This is a genomic window from Streptomyces sp. PsTaAH-124 (assembly GCF_000373685.1).
Taxonomy (GTDB): domain Bacteria; phylum Actinomycetota; class Actinomycetes; order Streptomycetales; family Streptomycetaceae; genus Streptomyces; species Streptomyces andamanensis.
Genome location: NZ_KB892168.1, coordinates 30,904 through 52,299, shown reverse-complemented (window position 1 = coordinate 52,299; position 21,396 = coordinate 30,904). Strand labels below are relative to the sequence as shown.

20 protein-coding genes are annotated in these 21,396 nt (G+C 74.9%); 16 read left to right on the top strand and 4 right to left on the bottom strand.

Features of this window, described 5'->3' with window-relative positions; translation table 11 throughout:
* Window positions 1-9 precede the first annotated feature (9 nt).
* The 12 genes from B086_RS0114960 to B086_RS0114905 all read left to right on the top strand — a co-directional run bounded on the left by B086_RS0114960 (window position 10) and on the right by B086_RS0114905 (window position 14,494).
* Window positions 10-2,064, top strand: a complete 2,055-nt coding sequence (locus B086_RS0114960) for a hypothetical protein (RefSeq protein WP_018567227.1) — start codon at window positions 10-12, stop codon at window positions 2,062-2,064.
* Between the two features lie 49 nt (window positions 2,065-2,113).
* A complete protein-coding gene (locus tag B086_RS0114955) occupies window positions 2,114-3,169 on the top strand; it encodes a MupA/Atu3671 family FMN-dependent luciferase-like monooxygenase (protein WP_018567226.1) in 1,056 nt (351 codons plus the stop codon).
* A 35-nt stretch (window positions 3,170-3,204) separates the two neighbouring features.
* A complete protein-coding gene (locus B086_RS0114950; protein ID WP_018567225.1) occupies window positions 3,205-4,554 on the top strand; it encodes an MFS transporter in 1,350 nt (449 codons plus the stop codon).
* On the top strand, window positions 4,541-5,521 hold the full coding sequence (locus B086_RS0114945; protein WP_018567224.1) for a threonine ammonia-lyase: 981 nt from the start codon (window positions 4,541-4,543) through the stop codon (window positions 5,519-5,521). The genes B086_RS0114950 and B086_RS0114945 overlap by 14 nt, the downstream gene beginning before the upstream one ends.
* Window positions 5,505-7,517 carry a hypothetical protein gene (locus B086_RS0114940; RefSeq protein WP_018567223.1) on the top strand — a complete coding sequence of 671 codons (2,013 nt, stop codon included), beginning with the start codon at window positions 5,505-5,507 and terminating at the stop codon, window positions 7,515-7,517. The genes B086_RS0114945 and B086_RS0114940 overlap by 17 nt, the downstream gene beginning before the upstream one ends.
* Window positions 7,514-8,152 (top strand): NADPH-dependent FMN reductase, encoded by a 639-nt coding sequence (locus tag B086_RS0114935; RefSeq protein WP_018567222.1) that lies wholly within the window; start codon window positions 7,514-7,516, stop codon window positions 8,150-8,152. Before B086_RS0114940 ends, B086_RS0114935 begins: the two co-directional genes overlap by 4 nt.
* Window positions 8,142-9,383 (top strand): acyl carrier protein, encoded by a 1,242-nt coding sequence (locus tag B086_RS0114930; protein ID WP_086024223.1) that lies wholly within the window; start codon window positions 8,142-8,144, stop codon window positions 9,381-9,383. The genes B086_RS0114935 and B086_RS0114930 overlap by 11 nt, the downstream gene beginning before the upstream one ends.
* Complete coding sequence (locus B086_RS0114925) at window positions 9,380-10,021, top strand: 4'-phosphopantetheinyl transferase family protein (protein ID WP_018567220.1); 642 nt, start codon at window positions 9,380-9,382, stop codon at window positions 10,019-10,021. The genes B086_RS0114930 and B086_RS0114925 overlap by 4 nt, the downstream gene beginning before the upstream one ends.
* Entirely contained in the window at window positions 10,018-11,673 is a 1,656-nt protein-coding gene (locus B086_RS0114920) for an AMP-binding protein (protein ID WP_018567219.1), read from the top strand. Before B086_RS0114925 ends, B086_RS0114920 begins: the two co-directional genes overlap by 4 nt.
* A 70-nt stretch (window positions 11,674-11,743) precedes the next feature.
* Window positions 11,744-12,016: an acyl carrier protein gene (locus tag B086_RS0114915; RefSeq protein WP_018567218.1), complete on the top strand. Its 273-nt coding sequence runs from the start codon at window positions 11,744-11,746 to the stop codon at window positions 12,014-12,016.
* Window positions 12,013-13,362, top strand: coding sequence for a condensation domain-containing protein (locus B086_RS0114910; RefSeq protein ID WP_018567217.1), 1,350 nt, complete (start codon window positions 12,013-12,015; stop codon window positions 13,360-13,362). Before B086_RS0114915 ends, B086_RS0114910 begins: the two co-directional genes overlap by 4 nt.
* A 157-nt stretch (window positions 13,363-13,519) precedes the next feature.
* Window positions 13,520-14,494, top strand: coding sequence for an alpha/beta hydrolase (locus B086_RS0114905; RefSeq protein ID WP_018567216.1), 975 nt, complete (start codon window positions 13,520-13,522; stop codon window positions 14,492-14,494).
* Window positions 14,495-14,588: 94 nt separating this feature from the next.
* Here the strand turns inward: B086_RS0114905 and B086_RS0114900 are convergent, their stop codons facing one another.
* Window positions 14,589-15,848 (bottom strand): NADH:flavin oxidoreductase/NADH oxidase family protein, encoded by a 1,260-nt coding sequence (locus B086_RS0114900; protein ID WP_018567215.1) that lies wholly within the window; start codon window positions 15,846-15,848, stop codon window positions 14,589-14,591.
* A gap of 97 nt (window positions 15,849-15,945) precedes the next feature.
* On the opposite strand from B086_RS0114900, the gene B086_RS0114895 reads away from it, so the two are divergent.
* Entirely contained in the window at window positions 15,946-16,542 is a 597-nt protein-coding gene (locus B086_RS0114895; RefSeq protein WP_018567214.1) for a TetR/AcrR family transcriptional regulator, read from the top strand.
* Window positions 16,543-16,663: 121 nt separating this feature from the next.
* Here the strand turns inward: B086_RS0114895 and B086_RS0114890 are convergent, their stop codons facing one another.
* The 3 genes from B086_RS0114890 to B086_RS0114880 all read right to left on the bottom strand — a co-directional run bounded on the left by B086_RS0114890 (window position 16,664) and on the right by B086_RS0114880 (window position 18,745).
* Window positions 16,664-17,125, bottom strand: a complete 462-nt coding sequence (locus B086_RS0114890) for a hypothetical protein (RefSeq protein ID WP_026252438.1) — start codon at window positions 17,123-17,125, stop codon at window positions 16,664-16,666.
* A gap of 224 nt (window positions 17,126-17,349) precedes the next feature.
* A complete protein-coding gene (locus B086_RS0114885; RefSeq protein WP_018567212.1) occupies window positions 17,350-17,883 on the bottom strand; it encodes a TetR/AcrR family transcriptional regulator in 534 nt (177 codons plus the stop codon).
* 22 nt (window positions 17,884-17,905) lie between these two features.
* Window positions 17,906-18,745, bottom strand: coding sequence for an alpha/beta fold hydrolase (locus tag B086_RS0114880; RefSeq protein WP_018567211.1), 840 nt, complete (start codon window positions 18,743-18,745; stop codon window positions 17,906-17,908).
* A 144-nt stretch (window positions 18,746-18,889) separates the two neighbouring features.
* On the opposite strand from B086_RS0114880, the gene B086_RS0114875 reads away from it, so the two are divergent.
* The 3 genes from B086_RS0114875 to B086_RS40035 all read left to right on the top strand — a co-directional run bounded on the left by B086_RS0114875 (window position 18,890) and on the right by B086_RS40035 (window position 21,255).
* The gene (locus B086_RS0114875) at window positions 18,890-19,717 is read left to right on the top strand and encodes an SAM-dependent methyltransferase (protein ID WP_018567210.1); all 828 of its coding nucleotides are present in this window, start codon (window positions 18,890-18,892) and stop codon (window positions 19,715-19,717) included.
* A gap of 141 nt (window positions 19,718-19,858) precedes the next feature.
* Window positions 19,859-20,227: a hypothetical protein gene (locus tag B086_RS0114870; RefSeq protein ID WP_018567209.1), complete on the top strand. Its 369-nt coding sequence runs from the start codon at window positions 19,859-19,861 to the stop codon at window positions 20,225-20,227.
* A gap of 68 nt (window positions 20,228-20,295) precedes the next feature.
* On the top strand, window positions 20,296-21,255 hold the full coding sequence (locus tag B086_RS40035; RefSeq protein ID WP_158690390.1) for a hypothetical protein: 960 nt from the start codon (window positions 20,296-20,298) through the stop codon (window positions 21,253-21,255).
* Window positions 21,256-21,396 lie beyond the last annotated feature (141 nt).

Genomic DNA, 21,396 nt, shown 5'->3' with positions numbered 1-21,396 from the left:
GGCGGCCTCATGAGCACGCACGATCTGAATCCCCTCTACACGCGGCGCCTGAGCGAACTGCTGTCGGACGAGAACGGCACCCTGGCCCTGGCCCTGCTCCAGAAACTCGGCACACCGGACACGGCCGGGCCGCCCGCCCCCGCCGCCCCGGCCGACCCCGACGCGGTCGGCGTGTGGCGCCGCTCGGGGCAGGAGTACGTCCGCGATCCGGCCCTGCGCGACCAGTGGCGGTACTGGGCGGACCTGGACCGGCTGCCGCTGACGCCCGGCCGGGGCCGGACCGTGGTCCTCGGCGAGTCCGCCGCCCGCGGCTACTTCTACGACCCGGCGTTCAGCTTCGCGAGCGTCCTGGGCGACCTGCTCGCCCACGGCACCGGCCTCGGCGACGTGGACGTGCTGGACCTGGCGCGCACCAACGCGAACTTCGGCGACCTGGAGCGGGTCCTCGCACAGGCCGCCGGGCTGCGGCCCGACGCCCTGGTGGTGTACGCGGGCAACAACTGGAACAACATCGACCTGACCCCGCACCAGGGGCAGCGGCTCGCCGAGGCGCTGCGCGCGGGCGGCTACCCGGCCGCCGGGCGGCTCTTCCAGGAGTTCGTGGTGGAGCGCTCGGGCCGCTTCCTCGACCTGCTCGCGGCCACCGCCGCCGGGTGCGGCGCCGCGGTGACACTGGTCGTGCCCGAGTTCAACCTCGCCGACTGGGCGGACGAACGCTCCCTGGTGTGTCCGGTCCTGCCCGGCGACGCCGGGCCGCGCTGGCTGCGGCTGCGGGCCCGAACCGCCGACGCGCTGCGGGCCGGGCGCGACCGGGAGGCGCTGGACCTGGCCCGCGAGCTGACCGGACTCGACGGCGGCACCAGCCCGGTGAGCGCCCGGCTGCTGGCCCGCGCCGCCGCCGCGTGCGGTGACCAGGCGCTGCGCGAACAGGCCCTGGTGACGGCGAAGGACGCCGCCGTCGGCCTGTTCACGGTGCACTCGCCGCGGATCCTCGCCGTCGTCCAGGACGAGATGCGCCGCAAGGCCCGGGAGCACGGCTTCCGCCTCGTCGACCTGCCCCGGCTGTTCCGGGACGCGGCCGGCGGCGCTCTGCCCGGCCGCCGCTTCCACCTCGACTACTGCCACCTCTCCTTCGAAGGGCTCGCGCTGGCGGCAGCCGCCGCTGCCGCCGTCACCGCGGCCCCGCCCGGCGGCACGGCGGCCGACCCCGCCGCCCTGGCGGCCACGGCGAGCGGACCCACCCCCGCGCAGGCCGCGGCCGCCCATCTGCTGGCCGCGGTGCACAACGCCCACTACGGCCAGCCCGCCGAGCTGCTGCGCCACCACCTGGAGCGGGCACTGGAGCTCGATCCCGGGGTGGCGGCGCGCATCGAGGACTACCTCGACTACCAGACCCGCACCGCGCCGCACTGGATGTGCGCCAGCTACGAACGCTCCGCCGTGCTCCCGCAGTTCGCCCGCTATCTGGTGGCCGGCGACACCCGGCTGACCGGCAAGCTCGCCGACCACACGCTGCGCGAGACCATGGTGGACGTGCTGGCCGCGGCGGGCTCGGACGTACGGGAGCGCTACGAGAAGCTGCTGATCGCCGAGCAGGCCGACGACACCGTGGACCTGCTGGCCGACCAGGCGCAGGCCGCCACCTTCGGCGAACGCCTGGGCGCGGGCGTCGGCAGCGGCGCCGCCTACCTCCTGGCCCGCGATCTGACCAGCGAGTTCCATCTCGTCGTCGACGACCCGGCGGACACCGCGCTCACCCTCACCTGGCGGCTGCCCCGGCCCCGTACCGGCGAGGCCGCCGTCACCCTCACCGTCAACGGCAGGCCCTGCGCCGAGCAGCGGCTCGGCACCGCGTGGACGAAGAGCACGCTCACCGTGCCCGCCGGGCTGCTGCGCCGCGGCCGCAACGTGCTGGGCATCGCCTGGCCGCTGCCGGAACCGGGCGGCGACGAACAGATCGCCGCCGGGGCTGCGGCCCTGGAGCGCGGGGCGCTGCCGCGGGGACTGCCGTCCTACGGGCACGTCTTCGCGTGCACCGCACACAAGGCCCCCGCACGGGCCTGACGACCTGGCCGCGGGCCGGCCGTCGCCGGGCCCGGGAACTGGAGTGACCATGCGTTTCGGCATCATGTTCTTCGCCTCCGCCACGGGCGACGCCCACGAGACCTACCGCACGATGCTGGACGCCGCCCGGCTCGCCGACGACGGCGGGCTCGCCGCCGTGTGGACCCCGGAACGGCACTTCGACACGTTCGGCGGAGTGTTCCCCAACCCGGCGCTCACCAGCGCCGCGCTGGCCACGGTGACCAGCCGGATGCAGCTGCGGGCGGGCAGCCTCATCTCTCCGCTGCACCACACCGTGCGGATCGCCGAGGACTGGTCCGTGGTCGACAACCTGTCCGGCGGGCGGGCCGCCGTCTCCTTCGGCGCGGGCTGGAACACCAACGACTTCGTCCTCGGCCCGGACTCCTACGCCGACCGGCGTGCCGTCATGCTCGAACAGCTCGACACCGTACGGTCGTTGTGGCGCGGGGCCGCCGTCGAGCTGCCCAACGGCGCGGGGCGGCCCACCGCGGTCCGGCTGCACCCGCGGCCCGTGCAGCCGGAACTGCCGGTGTGGCTGACCTCGTCGGGCAGCGTACGGACCTTCGCCGACGCGGGCGCCCTCGGCGTCAATGTGCTCACCCACCTCATCGGGCAGGACCTGGACCAGCTCGCCGAGAAGATCGACGTCTACCGCAAGGCCCGTGCCGAGCACGGCCACCGGGCCGAGGACGGCGTCGTCTCGCTGATGCTCCACACCCATCTGGACGAGGACGCGGGGACGGCGGTCGCCCGCTCCCGCACCCCCTTCCGCGAGTACCTGCGCTCCGCCGTCGGCCTGGAACGGCAGGCGGCGGGCGGCGGCGGCACCATCAGCGGCGGTCTGTCGCTGCCCGACGAGGACATCCCCGACGACCTGATCGAGGAACTCCTCGACGTCACCTACGAGCGCTATCTGCACCAGGGCTCCCTGATCGGCTCCCCCGACAGCTGCGCCGCCATGGTCGAACGGCTCACCGCCACCGGCGTCGACGAGGTGGCCTGCCTGATCGACTTCGGCCTGCCGGCCGAGGGCATCCTCGCCGGGATCGCCCCGCTGTGCACCCTCGCCGCCCGGCACGGCTGACCCGCCCCGATCCCCACCGCCAAGGAGAGCCCACCGTGCCGAACCGACCGCCCCCCACGCGCGTGGCCGCACGGCTGCGCGCCCTGGCGGACACTCTGATGCTGGGCCGGCGCGAGACCCGGCTGCTGCTGCTGACCGCCGGTGTCGACTCCTTCGGGACGGGCCTGTACAGCGCCACGTCCATCCTGTTCTTCACCCTGGTGCGGCACTTCTCGGTGACCTCGGTGGGCCTCGGCATCTCGGCGGGCAGCGTCTGCGCCCTGCTCATCAGCCCGCAGATCGGGCGGCTGGCCGACCGGCTGGGCGCCCACCGGGCGCTGATGCTGCTCTTCCTGGTGCGGGCCGCCGGTTACAGCATGTATCTGCTGGCCAAGCCGTACTGGGCGTTCGTGCTGCTCACCTGTCTGGTCTCCACGGCCGACCGGGCGAGCCCGGCCATCAACCAGAGCCTGATGGCGGCCCTGTTCGGCGAGAAGGACCGGGCGACCATCCTCGGCACGGTGTTCTCCCTGCGCAACGCGGCGATCGTGCTGGGCTCGATGGCCGCGACGGTGCCGGTCATGCTGGACTCGCCGTCGCTGTACCAGGCGTGCGTCCTGGCCAACGCGGGCTCCTTCGTCGCCGCCGCGGCCCTGCTCGTACGGATGCGGGCGAGCGCCGACGCGGCCACCGGCACCGGGCGCGGCGCCCCCCGGCGGCCTCCCGCGAGCGGGGTGCGCTCACCGCTGCGCAGCCCCGCCTATCTGCTGATCACGGCCGTCAACGCGGCGCTCCTGACCCACAACACGGTGCTGACGCTGGTGCTCCCGCTGTGGATCACCACCCGTACCGACGCGCCCCGCTGGGCGCTGACCGCCCTGCTCGCCGTCAACGGGGTGCTGGCCATGCTGGCGCAGATCCCGGTCAACCGCCGCTTCTCCAGCTATCACGCCGCCGCCGGGGCGTCCGCGCTCAGCGGTGCCGCGATCGGTGTGGCCTGTCTGGTGTACGCGGCCTCCGGGGCGGTCACCGGCGCGCTGGCGGCCACCGCGCTGCTGCTCCTGGCGATCGTGGCCCACTCGGCGGGCGAGTGCCTGCACATCGCCAGCACCCCGCTGTCCTTCTCCCTCTCCCCGCCGCAGGCACGCGGCCGTTACCTCACCTTCTACAACCTCGGGCGGGTGGGCCAGGACCTGATCGGGCCCGTCCTGCTCGGCACCGCCCTGCTGCACCACGTCTGGGCCTGGTGGGCGGTGGCCGCCGTGGTCGCCGTCGCCGGTGCCCTGCCCCGGCTGCTGCTGCGCGGACCCGAACCGGTCTGGGAGACCCCCGTCCGCGCCGCCGCCGCGGACCGCGCCTCGCCCGGCCGCCTGACTCCCCAGGGACACGACCATGCAGATCAATGAGGTGTACCGGGCCGCGGAACGGATCCGCGGCCGTGTGGTGCGCACCCCGGTGCTCACACTGCCCGAGTTCGACACGGAACTCGGCGCCCAGCTCTTCCTGAAGGCCGAACTCCACCAGATCACCGGCGCGTTCAAGATCCGCGGAGCGCTGAACAAGCTGCTGTCGCTGCCGCCCGGCGCGCTGCGCCGGGGCGTCGTCGCGGCGTCCTCCGGCAACCACGGCCGGGCCGTGGCGACCCTCGCCCGCGGCCTGGCCGTACCCGCCGTCCTGGTGCTGCCCGCCGACGCCCCGGCGGCGAAGCTCGACGCGGTGCGCCGCGAGGGCGCCCGTGTCGTGCTGTACGACCCGGTGCACGACGACCGCGACGCGCTGACCGCGGGCATCGCCGCCGAGGAGGGGATGAGCGTCCTGCCGTCCTCCGACGATCCGGTGGTGGCCGCGGGGCACGGCACGCTCGCCCTGGAGCTGTTCGCCACGACCGGCCCGCTGGACCGGCTCGTGCTGCCGGTGGGCGGCGGCGGACTGGCGGCGGGCTGCGCCACCGTGGCCAAGGCGCTCTACCCGGGCATCGAGGTCATCGGCGTCGAGCCGCGCGGCGGCGACGACACCGCGCGGTCGCTGCGTGCCGGACACCGGGTGTCCGTACGCACCCCGGACACCCTGGCCGACGGACTGCGCCACCGGACGCCCGGCCGGTTCACCTTCGAGGTCAACCGGCGGCTCCTGGACTCGGTCGTCACCGTCGACGACAGCGAGATCGCCGCCGCCATGGGCGAGTTGTGGCGGCACGGCCGGCTGGTCGTGGAACCGAGCGGTGCCTGCGCGCTGGCCGCGGTCCGCGCCCGGCGCCCGGACCCGGCCGGCCTGCGCGTCGGCGTCGTGCTGTCGGGAGGCAACGTGGACGAGGAACGCTTCCACCGGATCATCGCCCCGCACGTGGACCACTCCTATGCCCCGGCGCGCTGACCCCAGGTCCGTCCTCGTCCTCGCGGGCGACGGGGCGGACCTCGCGGCCGACGCGGTACGGGCCTGCCGGAACCTGACCCGGCTCGGGCTGCGCACCGTCCTGCTGGGCTCCCACCCGGCGGTGCTCACCGGAGCCGACGCCGCCGACGCCGTCTACGCCGAACCGCTCACCCCGCACGTCGTGGAGCGGGTCGTCGCCCGCGAACGGCCGGACGCGGTCCTCGCCGAGCTGGGCGGGCCCGCCGCGCACACCGTGCTGGCAATCCTGCGTTCGGCCGGGGTGCCCGAGAAGTACGACGTCGAGTTCATCGGCGCGGACCCGGACCGGACCGCCCAGGGCCGCGCCCGGCGCCCGCGCGAACTGCCCGCACCGGGCGGCGCCTTCGGACCGGCGGCGCCCGGCGCGGGCCCCGGCCGCGGCACCGTGCTGGTGCTGGGCCCGGCCGTGCGGAGCGGCGCGGACGCCGACCACTCCTGCCGGGAGGCCGCCCTCGCGCTGCGCGCGGCCGGGTGGACGCCGGTGCTCCTCGCCGCCGACCCGCGCACGGCGGCGGCCACCGCCGACGCCTTCGCCCGCTGCCGCCCGGCGCCGCTGACCGTGCGGACGGTGCTGGAGGCCGTGGCCGAGGAGCGCCGCTCGGGCACCGTCGCCGCGGTCCTCGGCCAGTTCGGCGGACCCGCCACGGCCGCCCTGGCGCCCGGACTCGCGGACGCCGGAGCCCCGTTGAGCGATCTCCCGGCCGGTGCGGTCCGCACGGCCGCCGACCCGGACGCGCTCGGCCGGGCCCTGGCCGGTGCCGGGCTGCGCACCGCGCCCCGGCGGGCCGCCGCGTCCCTGCCCGAGGCCCTGGCCGCCGCCGACGCCACCGGCTATCCCGTCGCCGTGACCCGTCCGCACGGCCCCGCCGGCACCGCGCACACCGTCACCGGCCCGGCCGCCCTCACCGAGCTGTGGCACCGGCGTGCCGACGACGGTCCGGTCCTCGTCGCCCCCGCCCTGCGGGCCTGCGTCGAACTGCGCGTGGACGCCCTGTACGACGGCCGGGAGCTGGCCGTGGCGGGCGTACTGGAGTACCTGGACGACGACCACGGCGGCACCCCCGTGTGCGCCCTGCCGCCGGTCTCCCTCGGGGCGAGCGGTACCGCCCGGCTGGCCGAGGCGACCGCGCGGGCCGCCCGGACGCTGGCGGTGCGCGGCGCGCTGAGTGTCCGCTTCGCGGCGGCGGGCGACGCGCTGTACGTCAGGGAGGCCGTCCCCGGCACCGCGCACACCGCGCCGTTCACCGCCGTGGCCGCCCGCGTGCCGCTGGCGCGGGCGGCGGCCCGGATCGCCCTGGGGGCCACCCTGGCGGAGCTGCGCGCCGAGGGGCTGCTGCCCGCGGAGGGCTCCCGGATCCGCCCGGACACCGCCACGCGGGTGTTCCTGCGCGCGGGCGGCGACGGCGAGCCGCCCGACGGCACACCCGGCGGCGCGGCGGCGGCCGGGCCGGACTTCGGCGCCGCGTACGCCAAGTACCTCATCGGCCGCCACGGTTCGCTGCCCACCAAGGGCCGGGCCTGTCTGTCCGGCGCCGGACAGGACCTGCGCCCCCTGATCCTGCCCGCCCGCAGACTCGCCTCCTACGGCTTCGAACTCCTCGCCGACGGCGACACGTTCGGCGCGCTGCGCCGCGCGGGGGTGCCCGTCACGCCCCTGCCCGAAGCACTGCCCGAAGCCCGGTCCAAGACCGCCGCCGCGCCCGGGGACTTCCCCGCTGTACGGCTGCTGCGCGCGGGCCTCCTCGACCTGGTGCTCAGTGTCCCCGGCCCGGCGGACGACCCGGCGGAGGCCGCCGCGGTGCGGTCCGCCGCCGCCCGTCGGGGCGTGCCCTGCTTCACCGGCGTCCGCGCGCTGAGCGCGGGCGTCCAGGCCATCGGCGCCGTCCTGGACGACCGGGTCCGGGTGGCTCCGCTGCCCTCGGAACGGACCGGCCACGACCACGAGGAGAAGCGATGACGTTCCCGCAGCACCGGCCGAGGATCGTCGGGCTCGGCGGCTCGCCCCGGCCCGGTTCCTCCGCCGAACAGGCCCTGCGCTGTGTGCTGGAGGAGGCACGGCGGCTGGGCGCCGACACCCGGCTGATCGCCGGCGCGGACCTGGCCGTGCCGCTGTTCGACCCGACCGCGCGCATCCGCCCGCCCGGCGTCTTCCGGCTGCTGTCCGAGGTCGCGGAGGCCGACGGAGTCGTGCTCGCCAGCCCGGCCTACCACGGCTCGCTCTCCGGACTGGTGAAGAACGCTCTGGACTACCTGGAGGAGCTGCGCGACGAGCCGCGGCCGTATCTGTCCGGGCGGGCGGTCGGCTGCGTCGCGGTCGGGCAGGGCTGGCAGGGCGCCATGACGACACTGGGCGCCCTGCGGGACGTCGTCCACGCGCTGCGCGGCTGGCCCACCCCGCTCGGGGTCGCGGTGAACACGGCCGAGGGCGCGTTCGACGCGGACGGCGCGCTCGTGGATCCCGGACTGCGGGACCGGCTGCACCTGATGGCGGCCGAGGTCGTCGGCTTCGCCCGCCGGGCACGGGCGCCGCGCGGCCCGGCCGGGGAGCCGGTGGGCGCCGGGACGTGGGCGGGGGCCTCCCATGACGTCTGACCCGGGCCCGTACGGGATGCGGCCGGTGCCGCCGCACGGCGGGACGCTCCGCGGCGGGCCGCTGCCCGAGGCGTCCGCCGCGGCGCTGGACTGCCTCCAGACCGGGCTCGCCCTGCTCGCCGACCACCACCACGGCCGGGGCACCCATCTGCGGCTCGGCGTCCGGCCCGCGCTCCGGCCCCGGCCCGCGGCGCCGCTGCCCACCGTCGAGGCGAGCGCGGCGGACCGGCTCGCCGAGGCCCGCCGCCTGCTCGGCCTGCGGGTGAGCCGCCTCCACCGGGTGCGCCCCGGCAGCGGGCTGCCGCCCGGCCCCGGCCCGTACTACGCCGTCGCGGACGCCTACCACCTGCCCTGGGTGCCGTACCACGGGCAGCGGCACATGGAGCACTCGTTCGTCGTGGAGTACGGCGCCGGGCGGGCCGTCGTGCACGACGCCTACCTCAACGACACCCCGTGGGGCGGCGCGCGCCCCGGTGCCTGGACGCTTCCGCTGCCACGGCTGGCCGCCCTGCTCGCCGGGGCGGACGCCGCCCTGTACACCCTGGAGCCGGTCCCGCCGGAGGCCGGGCCCACCGGCACCGCCGAGGAGCCCACCGGCCCGGCGGCCGTGCTCCGTTACGTCGGCGCCTACCGCGACCACCCCGACCGCGCCGCCGCCCATGACCGGCTCAACCTGGAGGTGTGGCTGGGCGTGCGGGCCTGGCGGCTGTACGCCCTGCGCACCGGGAGCGCGGAGGCCGCCGGACTCGCCGAGCGGTGGCGGCGGTTGTCCGAACGCGTCTATCTCGCCGCCCGCCGCACGGCCCGCGGCAAGGGCGAACCCCCGGGCCTGTTCGAGGAGTTCACGGCGCTGCTGCTGACGGACCCGGCCGCCGGCGCCGCACCCGCGCGCCCCGCGCAGGACGGGCCCGGCACACGGGAGGGGCGGCCGCCCGCCGGACAGGGGGCCGAGGGACCCGCCGAGCGCGCCGAGCGGGCCGTACGGGAGGCCCTGGCCGCCGTGCTGCGGCTGCCGCCCGGCGAACCGGCCGACGGGCGGCCGTTCAGCTCCGTCCCCGGGTTCAACTCCTTCCGGATGGTGGACATCCTGGAGCACGTCGAGAGCGCCCTCGGCATCGAGGTGCCCGCCGGTGACCTCACCGCCGACACCCTCCGCGACGCGGGCACCCTGCGCGACCTCGCCCTGCGCCACCTCACCGCACCGGCGGGGGCGGCGGGAGGCGGGCGGTGAAGGGCTTCCCGCACCACGGCGTCGCCCCGGGCGTGCACTACGCGGCGGCTCCCTGCGCACGGATCCTGCGCACTCTGCCCGCCCACCCCGCCGACCGGGCCGCCGCCCGTGCGCTGGAGCCCGGCCGGGCCGTCGAGTTCGTCGCGGCGCGCAGTCTGCTGCGGGCCCTGCTCGCCGCGCTGGCCCCCGGGCTGTCCGGCGCGGTGATCGCGGCCCGCGACAGCGGCCGGCCGCATCTGCCGGAGCATTCCGGCACCGGTGTCAGCCTGTCCCACTCGGGCGGCTGGGCCGCCGCCGCCGTCGGCCTCGGCCGGGAGGTGGGCGTCGACATCGAGGTCCCGGGCCCGCTGTCGCCGCGGCTGGTGCGCCGCTGCTGCGGCGACGAGGACGCCGCCCGGCTGTCCGCGCTGCCCCGCCGGGAGCAGGAGACGGCGTTCGCCTGGCTGTGGACCGCGCAGGAGGCCTGCGTCAAGGCCCTCGGCACCGGTCTGGCCGGGGCGCCCTGGACCGTGCCGGTGACGGTCGGCCAGCGCTCCGGCACCTGGCGGGGAGTGCGCTGGCAGGCCCCGTACGACACCTCCCGGATCCCCCTGACCTGCGCCTACACGGCACCGTACGGCCCGAGGAAGAACCCATGACAGCTGCCCCGGACGAGCCCCTGACACCCCAGTCACACCTGACGCCTCTGCCGCCGCCCGCGACGCTCTACGCCTGGTTCGACGCGAGCAGCCGCCGCCACGGCGCCCTGACCGCCGTCGACCTGGGCGAGCGCGGTGTCCGCTACGACGAACTGCGGCTCCTCGCCGAGGAGTTCGCACGGCGCGTGCTGCGTGTGACCGGAGCGCCGCCCGCCACCGTCGCCCTGCACGCCGCGTCCGGCCTCGACGCCTTCGCCGCCTATCTGGGGGCCCTGCGGCTGGGCGCCCGGGTCGTCCCGCTCCACCCCGGCCACCCCGCCCGCCGCACCGCCCGCATCCTCGCCGCCGCGGCCCCGGACCTGGTCGTCACCGACACACACGGGCCCGTCCCCGGACCCGGTGTGCCGGTCCTGCGTCTGACCGCCGCACCGCAGGGGCCGCCCGCCCCGCCGCCCGTCGCGGGCGGCACCGGGCAGGCCCCGGATCTGCCGCCGCTGCCGGACGACGCCGACGCGGTCGCCTATCTGCTGTTCACCTCGGGCTCCACCGGGGAGCCCAAGGGTGTCCCCATCCGCAACGCCCAGGCCGTCGCGTACCTCGCGCACACCCTGCGCACCCGGGACCTGGGGCCGGGGGCGCGGGTCTCGCACACCTTCGACCTGACCTTCGACCTCTCGGTGGACGACCTCTTCGCCACCTGGGCCGCCGGGGCGACGCTCGTCCTGCCCCCGCCGGACGCCTTCGCGCTGAACCCGGTGCGCTATGTCGAGGAGGGCCGCCTGACGCACTGGTTCTCCGTGCCCTCGCTGATCACCCTGGCCCGGCGCACCCGCGCCCTGCGCCCCGGCTGCATGCCCACCCTGCGGCACAGCTTCTTCGCGGGCGAGCAGCTCACCCTCGCGCAGGCCGAGTGCTGGGCGCGGGCCGCCCCGCACAGCACCCTCAGCAACCTGTACGGGCCCACGGAGGTGACCGTCGCCTGCGCCGCGTACCGGCTGCCCGCCGACCCGGCGCACTGGCCGCACACCCGCAACGGCACCGTGCCCGTCGGAACGGTCCACCCGGGCCTCGACCATCTGGTCGTCGACGGCGACGGCTCCCCCTGCGACGAGGGGGAACTGCTGCTGCGCGGCCCGCAGCGCTTCGGCGGCTATCTCGACCCGGCCGACGACCGCGGCCGGTTCGCCCGCGTACCCGGCCCGCCGCGCGGGGACACCGCGCTCCCGGCCGGGCCGCCGGGCCCGGACCTGTGGTACCGCACCGGGGACCGGGTGCGCCGCGAGGGCGGCGTCCTGGTGCACCTAGGGCGGCTCGACCACCAGGTCAAGGTGCGCGGCTTCCGTGTGGAACTCGGTGAGGTCGAGGCGGTGCTGCGCACCTGCCCGGGGGTCACGGAGGCCGTGGTGGTGCTCGCCCCGGAGGGCGGCGGCACCCTGCTCGCCGCGTACACCGGCGATCCCGGGCTCGGCCCCGCGCTGAGCGAGCTGGCCGCCGGGTCGCTGCCGTCCTACATGTGCCCCGGGTCCGTCACGGAACTCGAACGGATGCCGCTGAACGCCAACGGCAAGACCGACCGCCGCCTGCTGCTCGACCTGCTCACCGCCCCGGACGGGCGGACCGCGGCACCGGTGCCCGTCGCCGCCGCCCGCTGAGCCCCGCCGACACCTGCCGAGTCCCGCTGTGCGCGCGCCGAGCCGCGCCCCGCAGAAAGGAACCACACCGATGGACCCCGCCCCGCCCGTCCGCGTCCTCGACGACCTTCTCGCACGGCAGTTGGGCCGCCCCCTCGGCACCGCCGACGACGACCGCACCCTGGTCGACCTCGGCATCGAGTCCCGCCAGGTGGTCCGTATCGTCGCCGCGCTGCCCCTCGGCCCCGAGGTGGAGATCGACTTCGCCCGGATCAGCCGCGGCAGCACCCTGCGGGACCTGCGGCGATGGCTCGCCGACCTGCTGGACACCGGGTCCGTGCCCGTCCCGGGCGGCGCGGCATGAGCATCTGGTCCGAGGACGCGTGGGCGGAGCCCTGGGCGGAACCGGCCGCCCCCGCGCTGCCGCTGACCGCCTCCCAGAAGGGGCTGTGGGTCACCCACCGGCTCGGTCCCCGGCAGCTCCACAACATCGTCGTCACCATCGGTCTCGACCCCGCGATCGGCACACCCCGTATCGCCGAGGCCCTGGCCGCCGTTCTCGCCGTGCAGCCCGCGCTGCGGATGCGCGTCGCGGATCCGCTCACCGGCACAGCTCTGATCGAGGAGCCGCTCGCCGCCGCTGACCTGCCCTTCGAGGACATCGGTCACTGCGGCGCCGCCGAGGCCCACGCGGTCGTCGCCCGGCTCGGCGCGCACCGCTTCGACCTGGCGCGCGGCCCGCTGCTGCGCTTCGCCCACGCCCGCCCGGACGGCCGGTCGGTGCTGGTCATGGCGGTCCACCACCTGGTGTTCGACGGATTCTCGCTCCAGCCGTTCGCCGACGACCTCGCCGGATTCCTCACCGCCCCCGGGCCCGCCGCGCCCGGCGACCGGCTGCGCGCCGCGCGCGAGGCCCGTCTCCTCGGCGAGCACGCCGCCCAGGCCGCCGCCGAGGGCTCGGCGGCGACGGGCCGCCGGGCCGCGGAGCTGGCCGGGTCCGTGGCCGGTACGGCGCCCGCCTCCCTCGGCGGCGCGACGGCACCGGCGGCGGACGGCGGCGACCGCGCGGCCCGGCGCCTTCGCTGGGAGCCGGACCCGGCGGCTCGCGCCGCGATCCGCTCGGCCCACCGCGCGCTCGGGCTGACCGGCTACGAGTTCTTCACCGCCGTGTACGCCACCGCGCTGCACGCGCACACCGGCGATCCGGCCGTGGTGCTGGGCAGCCCGTTCCTGGCCCGGCACACCTTCGGGGCGCTCGGGCTGTGCGGCTTCTTCGTCAACACGCTGCCGCTGGCCCTGCGTCCGGGCGCGGCGCCGTCCTTCGCCCGGTTCGCGACCGAGCAGGTGGCGCCCGCCGTGACCTTCGTCCGCGACCGGGCCAAGGTGCCGCTGCCGCACCTCCTGTCCCTGTTGCGGCCCGAGCGCGCGGCCCACCGCACCCCGCTGTTCAACTGCGTCCTGGCCGTGCAGGACACGCCGGTGTGTGCCCCGCCGGTGCGCTCCGTGCGCGTCCACGGCAACGGCACCGCCGAGTACGACGTGTGGCTCGGCGTCACCGACACACCCGGCGGCGGCCTCGCCCTGGAGCTGGAGCACGCCACGGCGGCCGTCCCGGTCCCCGAGGCCGACGCCCTGTGGGCGGCCTTCCGCTCGGTGCTGCGTACGGCGCTGGACCGCCCGGCCGCCGCCCGCACACCCGCGCCCGGCTGACCTGCGGGTGTCCGCGGCGGTTGCGGACCGCGGCCGGGGCGCCAACGATGGACCGGGGGGCTTTTGCCGGAGCCTCCCGCCGGGAGGCGACCGTCACCCGCAGCGGCCGGTGCCGCCGCACGGCAGGGCACACGTGTGCTCGCGACCTGGAGCGAAGATGACCGAGCTTCCGCCGCCGTCCACCCCGTACCTCGAACCCGCCGCGAAGGCGCTGGCCGAGGCGACCGCCCCGCACCCCCGGATCTACGAGGTGCCGCCCGAGCAGGGCCGGGACATCCTGCTCGGCCTCCAGAGCGACCCGGACGTGCCCCGCCCCGACGTCGACGAGGAGTGGGTCGACGTGGACGCCGGTCAGTGGGGCACGGTCCGCACCCGGATCGTCCGGCCCAAGGGCGCGCGCGGCCCGCTGCCGGTGGTGTTCTACCTCCACGGCGCCGGGTGGGTGTTCGGCGACGACCGGACACACGACCGCCTCTTCCGCGAGCTGGCCGTCGGCGCGGACGCGGCGGGTGTCTTCCCCGTCTACGACCGGGCGCCGGAGGCGAAGTACCCGACCCAGGTGGAGCAGAACTACGCGGTGGGCCTCTGGGTCCGCGACCACGGCGCGGAACACGGCCTGGACGCCTCGCGCGTGGCGGTCACCGGCGAGTCGGTCGGCGGCTGCATGTCGACGGTGTTCGCGCTGATGAACAAGGAGCGCGGCGGCCTCCGGCTCAAGGCGCAGGTCCTGCTGTACCCGGTGGCGGACGCCTCTTTCGACACCCCGTCCTATGTGCAGTTCGCCGAGGGCTACTACCTGACGCGGGACGCCATGAAGTGGTTCTGGGACGCGTACACCACCGATCCCGCGCAACGCGCCGAGGCGTACGCCTCCCCGTTGCGGGCCTCGCTCGACCAGTTGCGCGGGCTGCCCACCACGCTGGTCGTCACCGACGAGGCGGACGTGCTGCGCGACGAGGGCGAGCGGTACGCCGACCGGCTGCGCGAGGCGGGCGTGGACGTCACCTCGGTCCGGGTGGCCGGCATGGTCCACGACTTCCTCCTGCTGGACAGCCTGCGCGACACCCGCGCCGCGAACGTGGCCCGCAAGCTCGCCGTGGACGCGCTCAGGACGGCCCTGCACGGCGACTGAACCCGGCGGCCCGGCGCGCGGGACCGGTCCGCCGCCCGATGTCCGCGCATGTCCCTGCGCGTCCCCGCACGTCCCCGCATGTCCGTGCGCGGGGTCAGCGCGCGGCGGGCCGCGCCGTGGCGCGCTCGGTGGCGAGCCAGGTGCGGTAGCGGCGCAGGGCCCGCCGCTGGCGCAGCTGCTCGCAGGCGAGGGCACGGGCCGGGTGGGTGCCGGGCCGCGGTCCGGCACCGCGGGCGATGCGGCGCATCTGGTGGCGGACCTGGGCCATCCCGGCCGCCGAGGCGAGGGCCTTGTCGGACCAGGTCACCGGCCGCAACTGCCGGTCGGCCTCGCGGCCGGTGCGCCAGCGGGCGGGGAGGTCGGGGGTGACGGCGAGGGCGGTGCCCATCCCGACGAGGGCCACGCCCCCGGCGAGGACGCGCTCGGCGGTCCGGCGGCGGGTGATGCCGCCGGTCAGCATCAGCGGCAGCGGACTGGTCGTGACCAGGTCCTTCGCCAGATCGAGGAAGTACGCCTCGCGGGCCTGGGTGCGCGCGTCGGCGGGGCGTCCGGACATGGCCGGGCTCTCGTAGCTGCCGCCGGACAGTTCGACCAGGTCGACGCCGAGCGGCGCGAGCATCGCGATCACCTGGCGGGCGTCGTCCGCGTCGAAGCCGCCGCGCTGGAAGTCGGCGGAGTTGAGCTTCACCGCGACGGCGAAGGACGGCGAGACGGCGGCCCGTACGGCGCGGACGACGTCCAGCAGCATCCGGGCCCGGTTCTCCAGGGAGCCGCCCCACCGGTCGGTGCGCCGGTTGACCAGCGGGGAGAGGAACTGGGAGAGCAGATAGCCGTGCGCGGCGTGCACCTCGACGCCGTCGAAGCCCGCCTGCTCGGCGCGGCGGGCGGTGACGGCGTAGCGGCGCACGGTCGCCTCGATCTGCTCGGCGGTCATGGCGGACGGACGGCCGAAGCGGCCGCTGTGCCGGCCCAGGTCGACGCCGACCGCGGAGGGGCCCCACACCACGCCGGGCATGTCGGCCTCGATCTGGCGGCCGGGGTGGTTGATCTGCATCCAGACCGCGCCGCCGCCGGACCTGCCCGCCTCCGCCCACGCGGCGAACGGCTCCAGCGGCGCCACCTCGTCGAGCACGACACCGGCCGGGCCGGTCAGGGCCTCGGCGTGCACCATGACGTTGCCCGTGATCAGCAGCCCGGCGCCGCCGGCGGCCCAGCGCCGGTACAGTCCGAACAGCTCCTGGCCGGGCAGCTGGCCGGCACCGGCCATGTTCTCCTCCATGGCCGCCTTGGCGACGCGGTTGCCCAGCACCTGCCCGGAGCGCAGGGGCAACGGCGAGAACAGCTCGCTGGTCATCCGGGTTCCTCACTTTCCCTCACGATCGACTACGATGTATGCACCGTTCACATTAGGGCAGCGATGTGAGCACTGCAAACATGAGGGAGTGTGACCTGTGTCCCAAGCGAGCGGCACGTACCACCACGGCGATCTGCGCGCCGCCTGTCTGCGCGCCGCGCGGGAGCTGCTGGAGGAGGACGGCAGCTCCGGCCTGTCGCTGCGGGCGGTCGCGCGGCGGGCCGGGGTGTCGGCGACGGCGCCCTACCGCCACTACGCGGACCGGGACGCGCTCGTCTCCGCCGTCGCCGCCGAGGGCTACCGCGAACTCGCCGGACACCTGGCGGCGGCGCACCCCTCGCCCACCACCCCCGACGAACTGGCCGCGGTCGCCGACGCCTACGTCCGGTTCGCGCTCGGCCACCCGGCGCTGTTCCGGGTGATGTTCGCCGAGCCCTGCGACCCCACCAGCGAGGAACGGGTCCGCGCGACGGCCGCCATCTCGGAGTACGTCAGGGACATCGTCCGCAACGCGTTCCCCGGCACCGATCCGGACGCCCTGTCGACCACGGTGTGGGCCCTCGTCCACGGCCTGGCGTTCCTGCACCTGGACGGCAAGCTCGACACCTCCTCGCCCGAGGTGGTCACCGCCCAGGTGCGCGCCGCCGTCCACGCCCTGTTCACCGCCGCCGCGCCGCCGCGACCGGCCGGGTAGGGCGCGGAGCGGCGGGGGAACACAGGGAGCGGCCGGGAAGATCCCGGCCGCTCCTGGTGTGCTCTCCGCGCTGCGCCGCTCCCCCGCCCGGGAGAACGGCGGGGCGATCAGCGCACCTGGATCAACGCACCCGCACGGTCACCACGTCCGACGTGCGCCACCGGACGGGGTGCTTGTCGTGCGCGCTGGTCAGCCCGTACATCACCGCGCGGAACTGGAGTCCGCCGCGGTGCGCGGCCTTCACACGGGCACTGGCGCGGGCGTCGCCGCCCGTGTCACGGGAGACCGTGGCGCCGCAGGCCACCTGGTGCCAGGCCGCCTTGCCCATGCGGTCCTCCAGGCATATCCGCTGGTAGACGGCCGCGTCGTCGCTGCCGCTCGCGCTGACCGTGATGGTCTTGCCGACCGCGGCGGTGCGCGGCGCCGTGACATCCACGTCGCCCTTGGCGTGCGCGGGCACGGCGGCCAGCGCGATCGAGGCGAGCCCCAGCGCGCCGGTCACGGCCACGCGCCGCCGGCTCAGCGTCCCCGCGGTCCCTGTGCTTCCCGTGGTTCCCGTACCGCTCTTCATCGTCCTGGTCATGGACTTTCCCTCCCGTGGATCTCCCCCATGCGGCAATCCACAGACTGTGTCGTCGGTCTCCGGTGGCATGACGGTTGGTCAGAAGAGGTCCCGCGAGGGGCTCTTGCGTCCTGCCACCCCTCCAGAGGGGCCGGGCGCGGCGGGGGTTGCGTCCCGGGGACACTGTTACCGTTCCCGGACGTTCGGCGCGTCCCGGACACAAGGGGGCGTGGGAGGGCGGCTGTTCAGCTCGCGCGCAGCCCCCGGTCGGCGAACGCGATCAGCCACTCGAAGCTCTCGTCGATGTCGGCGCTCCACCGGAAGCCGTCCGCCGACTGGAGCGTGGCGAAGCCGTGGCAGAGGCTGCGGAGCGTGCGCAGGGCGTGGTCCACGTCGGCCTCCGCGATCTCGTAGCCGCGCAGCACCGCCATGAAGGCGCCGAGCAGCCGCTGCCCCTCGGCCGCCAACGGATCGTCGGGGCCGGTGGGTTCGGCCCCGATCGTCGCGGCGTACCGGCCGGGGTGCGCCAGGACGAAGGCGCGGAAGGCGCGCGCCGCGGCGGCCAGCGCGTCCCGGCCGGCGTAGCCCTGGACCGCGCCGCCGACGGCGTCGGCCGCCTCGCGCAGCGCCAGGACCGCGATCCGCCGGCTGAGGTCCTCCTGCCCGCTCACATGCTTGTAGAGGGAGGGGGTGCGCACGCCCAGCCGTTCGGCCAGCAGGCCCATCGTGAGGCGGGAGAGGCCCACTTCGTCGGCGAGCGCGGCACCGGCCGCGACCACGGCCGCCGGGTCGAGTCCGGCCCTAGGCACGGGCGGCCTCCGTCCGGAGGAAGGCCAGCACGAGCGCGGTCACCCGGTCGGGGTACTGGTCGTGCGGGTAGTGCCCGGCGCCCTCGATCATCTCCAGCCGGCCGAGGCCGGAGGGCAGCGCGTCGACGACGGCCGAGCCCTCGGCGTGCGGGTCGGCCCAGTCGGGGTCGAGCGTGCCCATCACGACGAGGACCGGGCAGCGGACGTCGCCGAGGCGGGCTCCGGCGTCGGTCGGCGCGCTGCGGCCCATGCGCTGCATGGCCTTCATCCGGCCCGGCTCGCGCAGCAGCGCGTCGATGCGGCCGAGGCGGTCGTCCCAGTCGGCCGGGCGCACTCCCGGGTAGGCGAGGCCGAGGTAGGAGCGCCACAGCCGACGGCTGCCGAACACTCCGGTGCCGAGCAGCCGCAGCATGCTCTGCCGGAAGCGCTGCACGCGCAGGTCGCCCGGCCGGATCGTCTGCTTGCGGGTGAACGGCGCCAGTTCGACGACCGCCGTGATCAGCGAGGGCTCCTGTGCCGCCGCGATGGTGGCGGCGCCGCCGGAGACGGAGTGGCCGACGAGCACGGCCGGGCCGCCCAGGTGGCGGATCAGGGCGAGCAGATCACCGGCGATGGCGGTGCGGCTCCAGTCCGGCCAGTCGGTGCCGGACTCGCCGCAGCCGCGCAGGTCGACGGCGGCGACCCGGTATCCGGCCGCCGCCAGTGGCGGGACCATCGCGCGGTACGCGGCACGGCTGTCGCCCATGCCGTGCGCGAGCACGAGCAGCGGGCCGGACGTCCCGGTCACCTCGTAGGCGATCGTGCCGTCGCCGACGGCGAGGTACTCGGTCATGGCGTCTCCCAGGTCCGGCCGAAGTCCGGCTAATGTCATTAGCCATAAGCTAATCTCATTAGCCAACCATGTCAACGGCCCGCGTCCGCCGATCGTCGTCGGAGATGCAGAAACGATGGTCAACAGGGTTCTTCGCAGGGGAAGATGGCCGCCATGACGGAAGAGGGCATCTCCATCGACCACACCAGGCCGAGCATCGCGCGCGTCTACGACTACCTGCTCGGCGGCAAGGACAACTACGCCGTAGACCGGGAGATCGGCGACGTCTTCAAACGCGACCTCCCCGGTTCGGTGGCCATCGCCTTCGCCAACCGCTCCGCACTGACCCGGGCCGTGGCGGAGATCGCCACCACCACCGGCATAAGGCAGTTCATCGACCTGGGCAGCGGTCTCCCCACCGCCGACAACGTCCACCAGGTCGCCCAGCGGCACGCCCCCGAGTCCCGGATCGTCTACGTCGACATAGACCCGCAGGTACTGGTGCACGGCCGGGCGCTGCTGGAGCAGAACCGGCGGACCCGGGTCATCGCGGCCGACGTACGCGACCCCGAGGGCATCCGCACCCACCCGGACATCCGCGAACTGATCGACTTCGAACGCCCCGTGGCCGTGATGTTCAGCGCCATCCTCCACCACGTCAACGACGAGGAGGACCCGGCGGCCATCGTCCGCTACTGGCGCGACCAGGTGCCCTCCGGCAGCTACTTCTTCATGAGCCACTTCCGCTCCGGGCACAACGCCGAGACGGAGGAGGCCGAGCGCGTCCTCCAGCAGACCTTCGGGCGCGGCCGCTGGCGCACCGACGAGGAGATCGCCGGACTCCTGGACGGCCTGGAGATACTCGACCCCGGAATCGTCCCCGCCCCCCTGTGGCACCCCGAACAGATCGCCAACCCCTGGGGCGACGGCGCCCCCCGCGAACTCACCGTCTGGGAACACCTGATCGCGGCGGGGCTGGCACGCAAGGTCTAGTCCCGTCGTCCCGTCCGCCGTGGCGGATGGGGCGGTTCCAGGCGCCACTTCCCTTACGCTGCTGAGCAGTTGGCCACCAGAGCCGCGGACGTCCGGCCACGGCCGGAGGCCGCGGGCATGTGAGCTATTGGAGGAATCCTTATGCGCAGGATGATCCGGACCGCGGCGGCGGTCACGGCCGGCCTGGCAGCCGCGACCGTGCTGAGCACCGGTGCCGCGGAGGCCCGGCCCGCCGATTTCGGATGCCCGAGCGGAGCGGCGTGCATCTACCGCGAGAACGCGGATCCCGTCTCCTCGTCGCCCAGCAACACCTACTGGACCTACGGCGCCCACAACCTCAGCAGCCAGTACGGCAGTCACTGGGTGTACAACAACCAGACGGGCGGCGCGACCATCAACCTGTGCACCGGTTACAACGGCACCGGTGACTGTAGCTACAGCGTGCCCGCGGTCGCGTTCCGCTGGGTCGACCTGGGACCGATCAACTCCATCGTCCTGAACCGGCCGTAACCACCGCCGGCACACAGCGGGCCCGGCACCGACGAGGTGCCGGGCCCGGCCTGTCACAAGGGGTACCGATGCCGATGTACAGACTTGCCAACACGGGAACCGACGAGAAGATGCGAAGGGAGCGTCTCAGAGCTCTCGCGAAGTTCGACTCAGCCGTAGCCGAACTACAACTCCCGAAAGTCGAGTCGCCTTTCATTCGCAGCGCAATAGAAAAAGGCACAGAATCCATCAAGGGCACGTACATCGCCGTCATGGGGAGCGCACTTCTCATGACGGCATGGGGAATTTATCTACAGAACACCGAATCGCCACAGGGGAATGCGAGTGGCCCCACGATGCCACAGGCCCACTTTTTTGTCGCGAGTGGCGTGGCCGTAGCAGCATGGATCATGCTGATGCTCTGCGTCTGGTCCTACAACCAGACAGGGGATGTGGGTCAGGCTCGACTGCTCACAGCGCTGATGGATCTTGTTCTCTACTGCCATGAAACGCGCATGCTGCCACTGGAGGAGCGTCTCCAGCGTCTCCGCTCGGCGGACGGCATGTATCAGAGAGCGGAGAAGCAGTTGCTCAGGATCCACCGCTCGCGGGGAGTGATGCCCGTCCATTCTCTGAGACGCTCCGACTGCCGGCGGCACGAAGCTCACGTCGCAGGTGCCATGCGCAAGGATCTGATCCAAATCGACGACGACTCCGGCCTCGCCCTGGAGCGCTTGTCCAACAAATCGGTCTGCATCATGTTGAGGTATTCGGAAGGCCGTGTGGGCCGGCTTCTCCCCGATGGCGATCTCGAGGGAGTCGCCCCTTTGTCCCTGATTAATACTGCGCTGCGGGAGTCGATGCGCATGGTCCTTTCTCTCCTTGGCGGCCTGGCCGGCTGCGCAGCGATCTACAAGTTGGGGCCGACCGTGGGCGCATCGGACGGCGTCGTCACCTTTCTCGCGCCTTTCGGGTTCATCATCGGCGCAACCTGCCTGGGTGGCTGGAGAAGAGCAAGTGAAGTGAGGGAGATCTTCCCTTCGAGTTGAGGGCCTGACTGCTTCCCTGCACTACAAAGTGAGCGATGACGTCAGAGCTGGGTGGGACGGCCGACGGCGCGTTCGGCGACGACGTCCGCGTCTTCCAGGGCGGGGGTGTGTTCGGCGCTCACTCGTGACAGGGCAGCCACG

Bases quoted from the DNA above. Each gene is read 5' to 3' on its own strand.
- B086_RS0114960 (WP_018567227.1), top strand. From the start codon at position 10: ATGAGCACGCACGATCTGAATCCCCTCTACACGCGGCGCCTGAGCGAA.
- B086_RS0114955 (WP_018567226.1), top strand. From the start codon at position 2,114: ATGCGTTTCGGCATCATGTTCTTCGCCTCCGCCACGGGCGACGCCCAC.
- B086_RS0114945 (WP_018567224.1), top strand. From the start codon at position 4,541: ATGCAGATCAATGAGGTGTACCGGGCCGCGGAACGGATCCGCGGCCGT.
- B086_RS0114940 (WP_018567223.1), top strand. From the start codon at position 5,505: ATGCCCCGGCGCGCTGACCCCAGGTCCGTCCTCGTCCTCGCGGGCGAC.
- B086_RS0114935 (WP_018567222.1), top strand. From the start codon at position 7,514: ATGACGTTCCCGCAGCACCGGCCGAGGATCGTCGGGCTCGGCGGCTCG.
- B086_RS0114930 (WP_086024223.1), top strand. From the start codon at position 8,142: ATGACGTCTGACCCGGGCCCGTACGGGATGCGGCCGGTGCCGCCGCAC.
- B086_RS0114920 (WP_018567219.1), top strand. From the start codon at position 10,018: ATGACAGCTGCCCCGGACGAGCCCCTGACACCCCAGTCACACCTGACG.
- B086_RS0114915 (WP_018567218.1), top strand. From the start codon at position 11,744: ATGGACCCCGCCCCGCCCGTCCGCGTCCTCGACGACCTTCTCGCACGG.
- B086_RS0114910 (WP_018567217.1), top strand. From the start codon at position 12,013: ATGAGCATCTGGTCCGAGGACGCGTGGGCGGAGCCCTGGGCGGAACCG.
- B086_RS0114905 (WP_018567216.1), top strand. From the start codon at position 13,520: ATGACCGAGCTTCCGCCGCCGTCCACCCCGTACCTCGAACCCGCCGCG.
- B086_RS0114900 (WP_018567215.1), bottom strand. From the start codon at position 15,848: ATGACCAGCGAGCTGTTCTCGCCGTTGCCCCTGCGCTCCGGGCAGGTG.
- B086_RS0114890 (WP_026252438.1), bottom strand. From the start codon at position 17,125: ATGACCAGGACGATGAAGAGCGGTACGGGAACCACGGGAAGCACAGGG.
- B086_RS0114880 (WP_018567211.1), bottom strand. From the start codon at position 18,745: ATGACCGAGTACCTCGCCGTCGGCGACGGCACGATCGCCTACGAGGTG.
- B086_RS0114875 (WP_018567210.1), top strand. From the start codon at position 18,890: ATGGCCGCCATGACGGAAGAGGGCATCTCCATCGACCACACCAGGCCG.
- B086_RS0114870 (WP_018567209.1), top strand. From the start codon at position 19,859: ATGCGCAGGATGATCCGGACCGCGGCGGCGGTCACGGCCGGCCTGGCA.
- B086_RS40035 (WP_158690390.1), top strand. From the start codon at position 20,296: ATGCCGATGTACAGACTTGCCAACACGGGAACCGACGAGAAGATGCGA.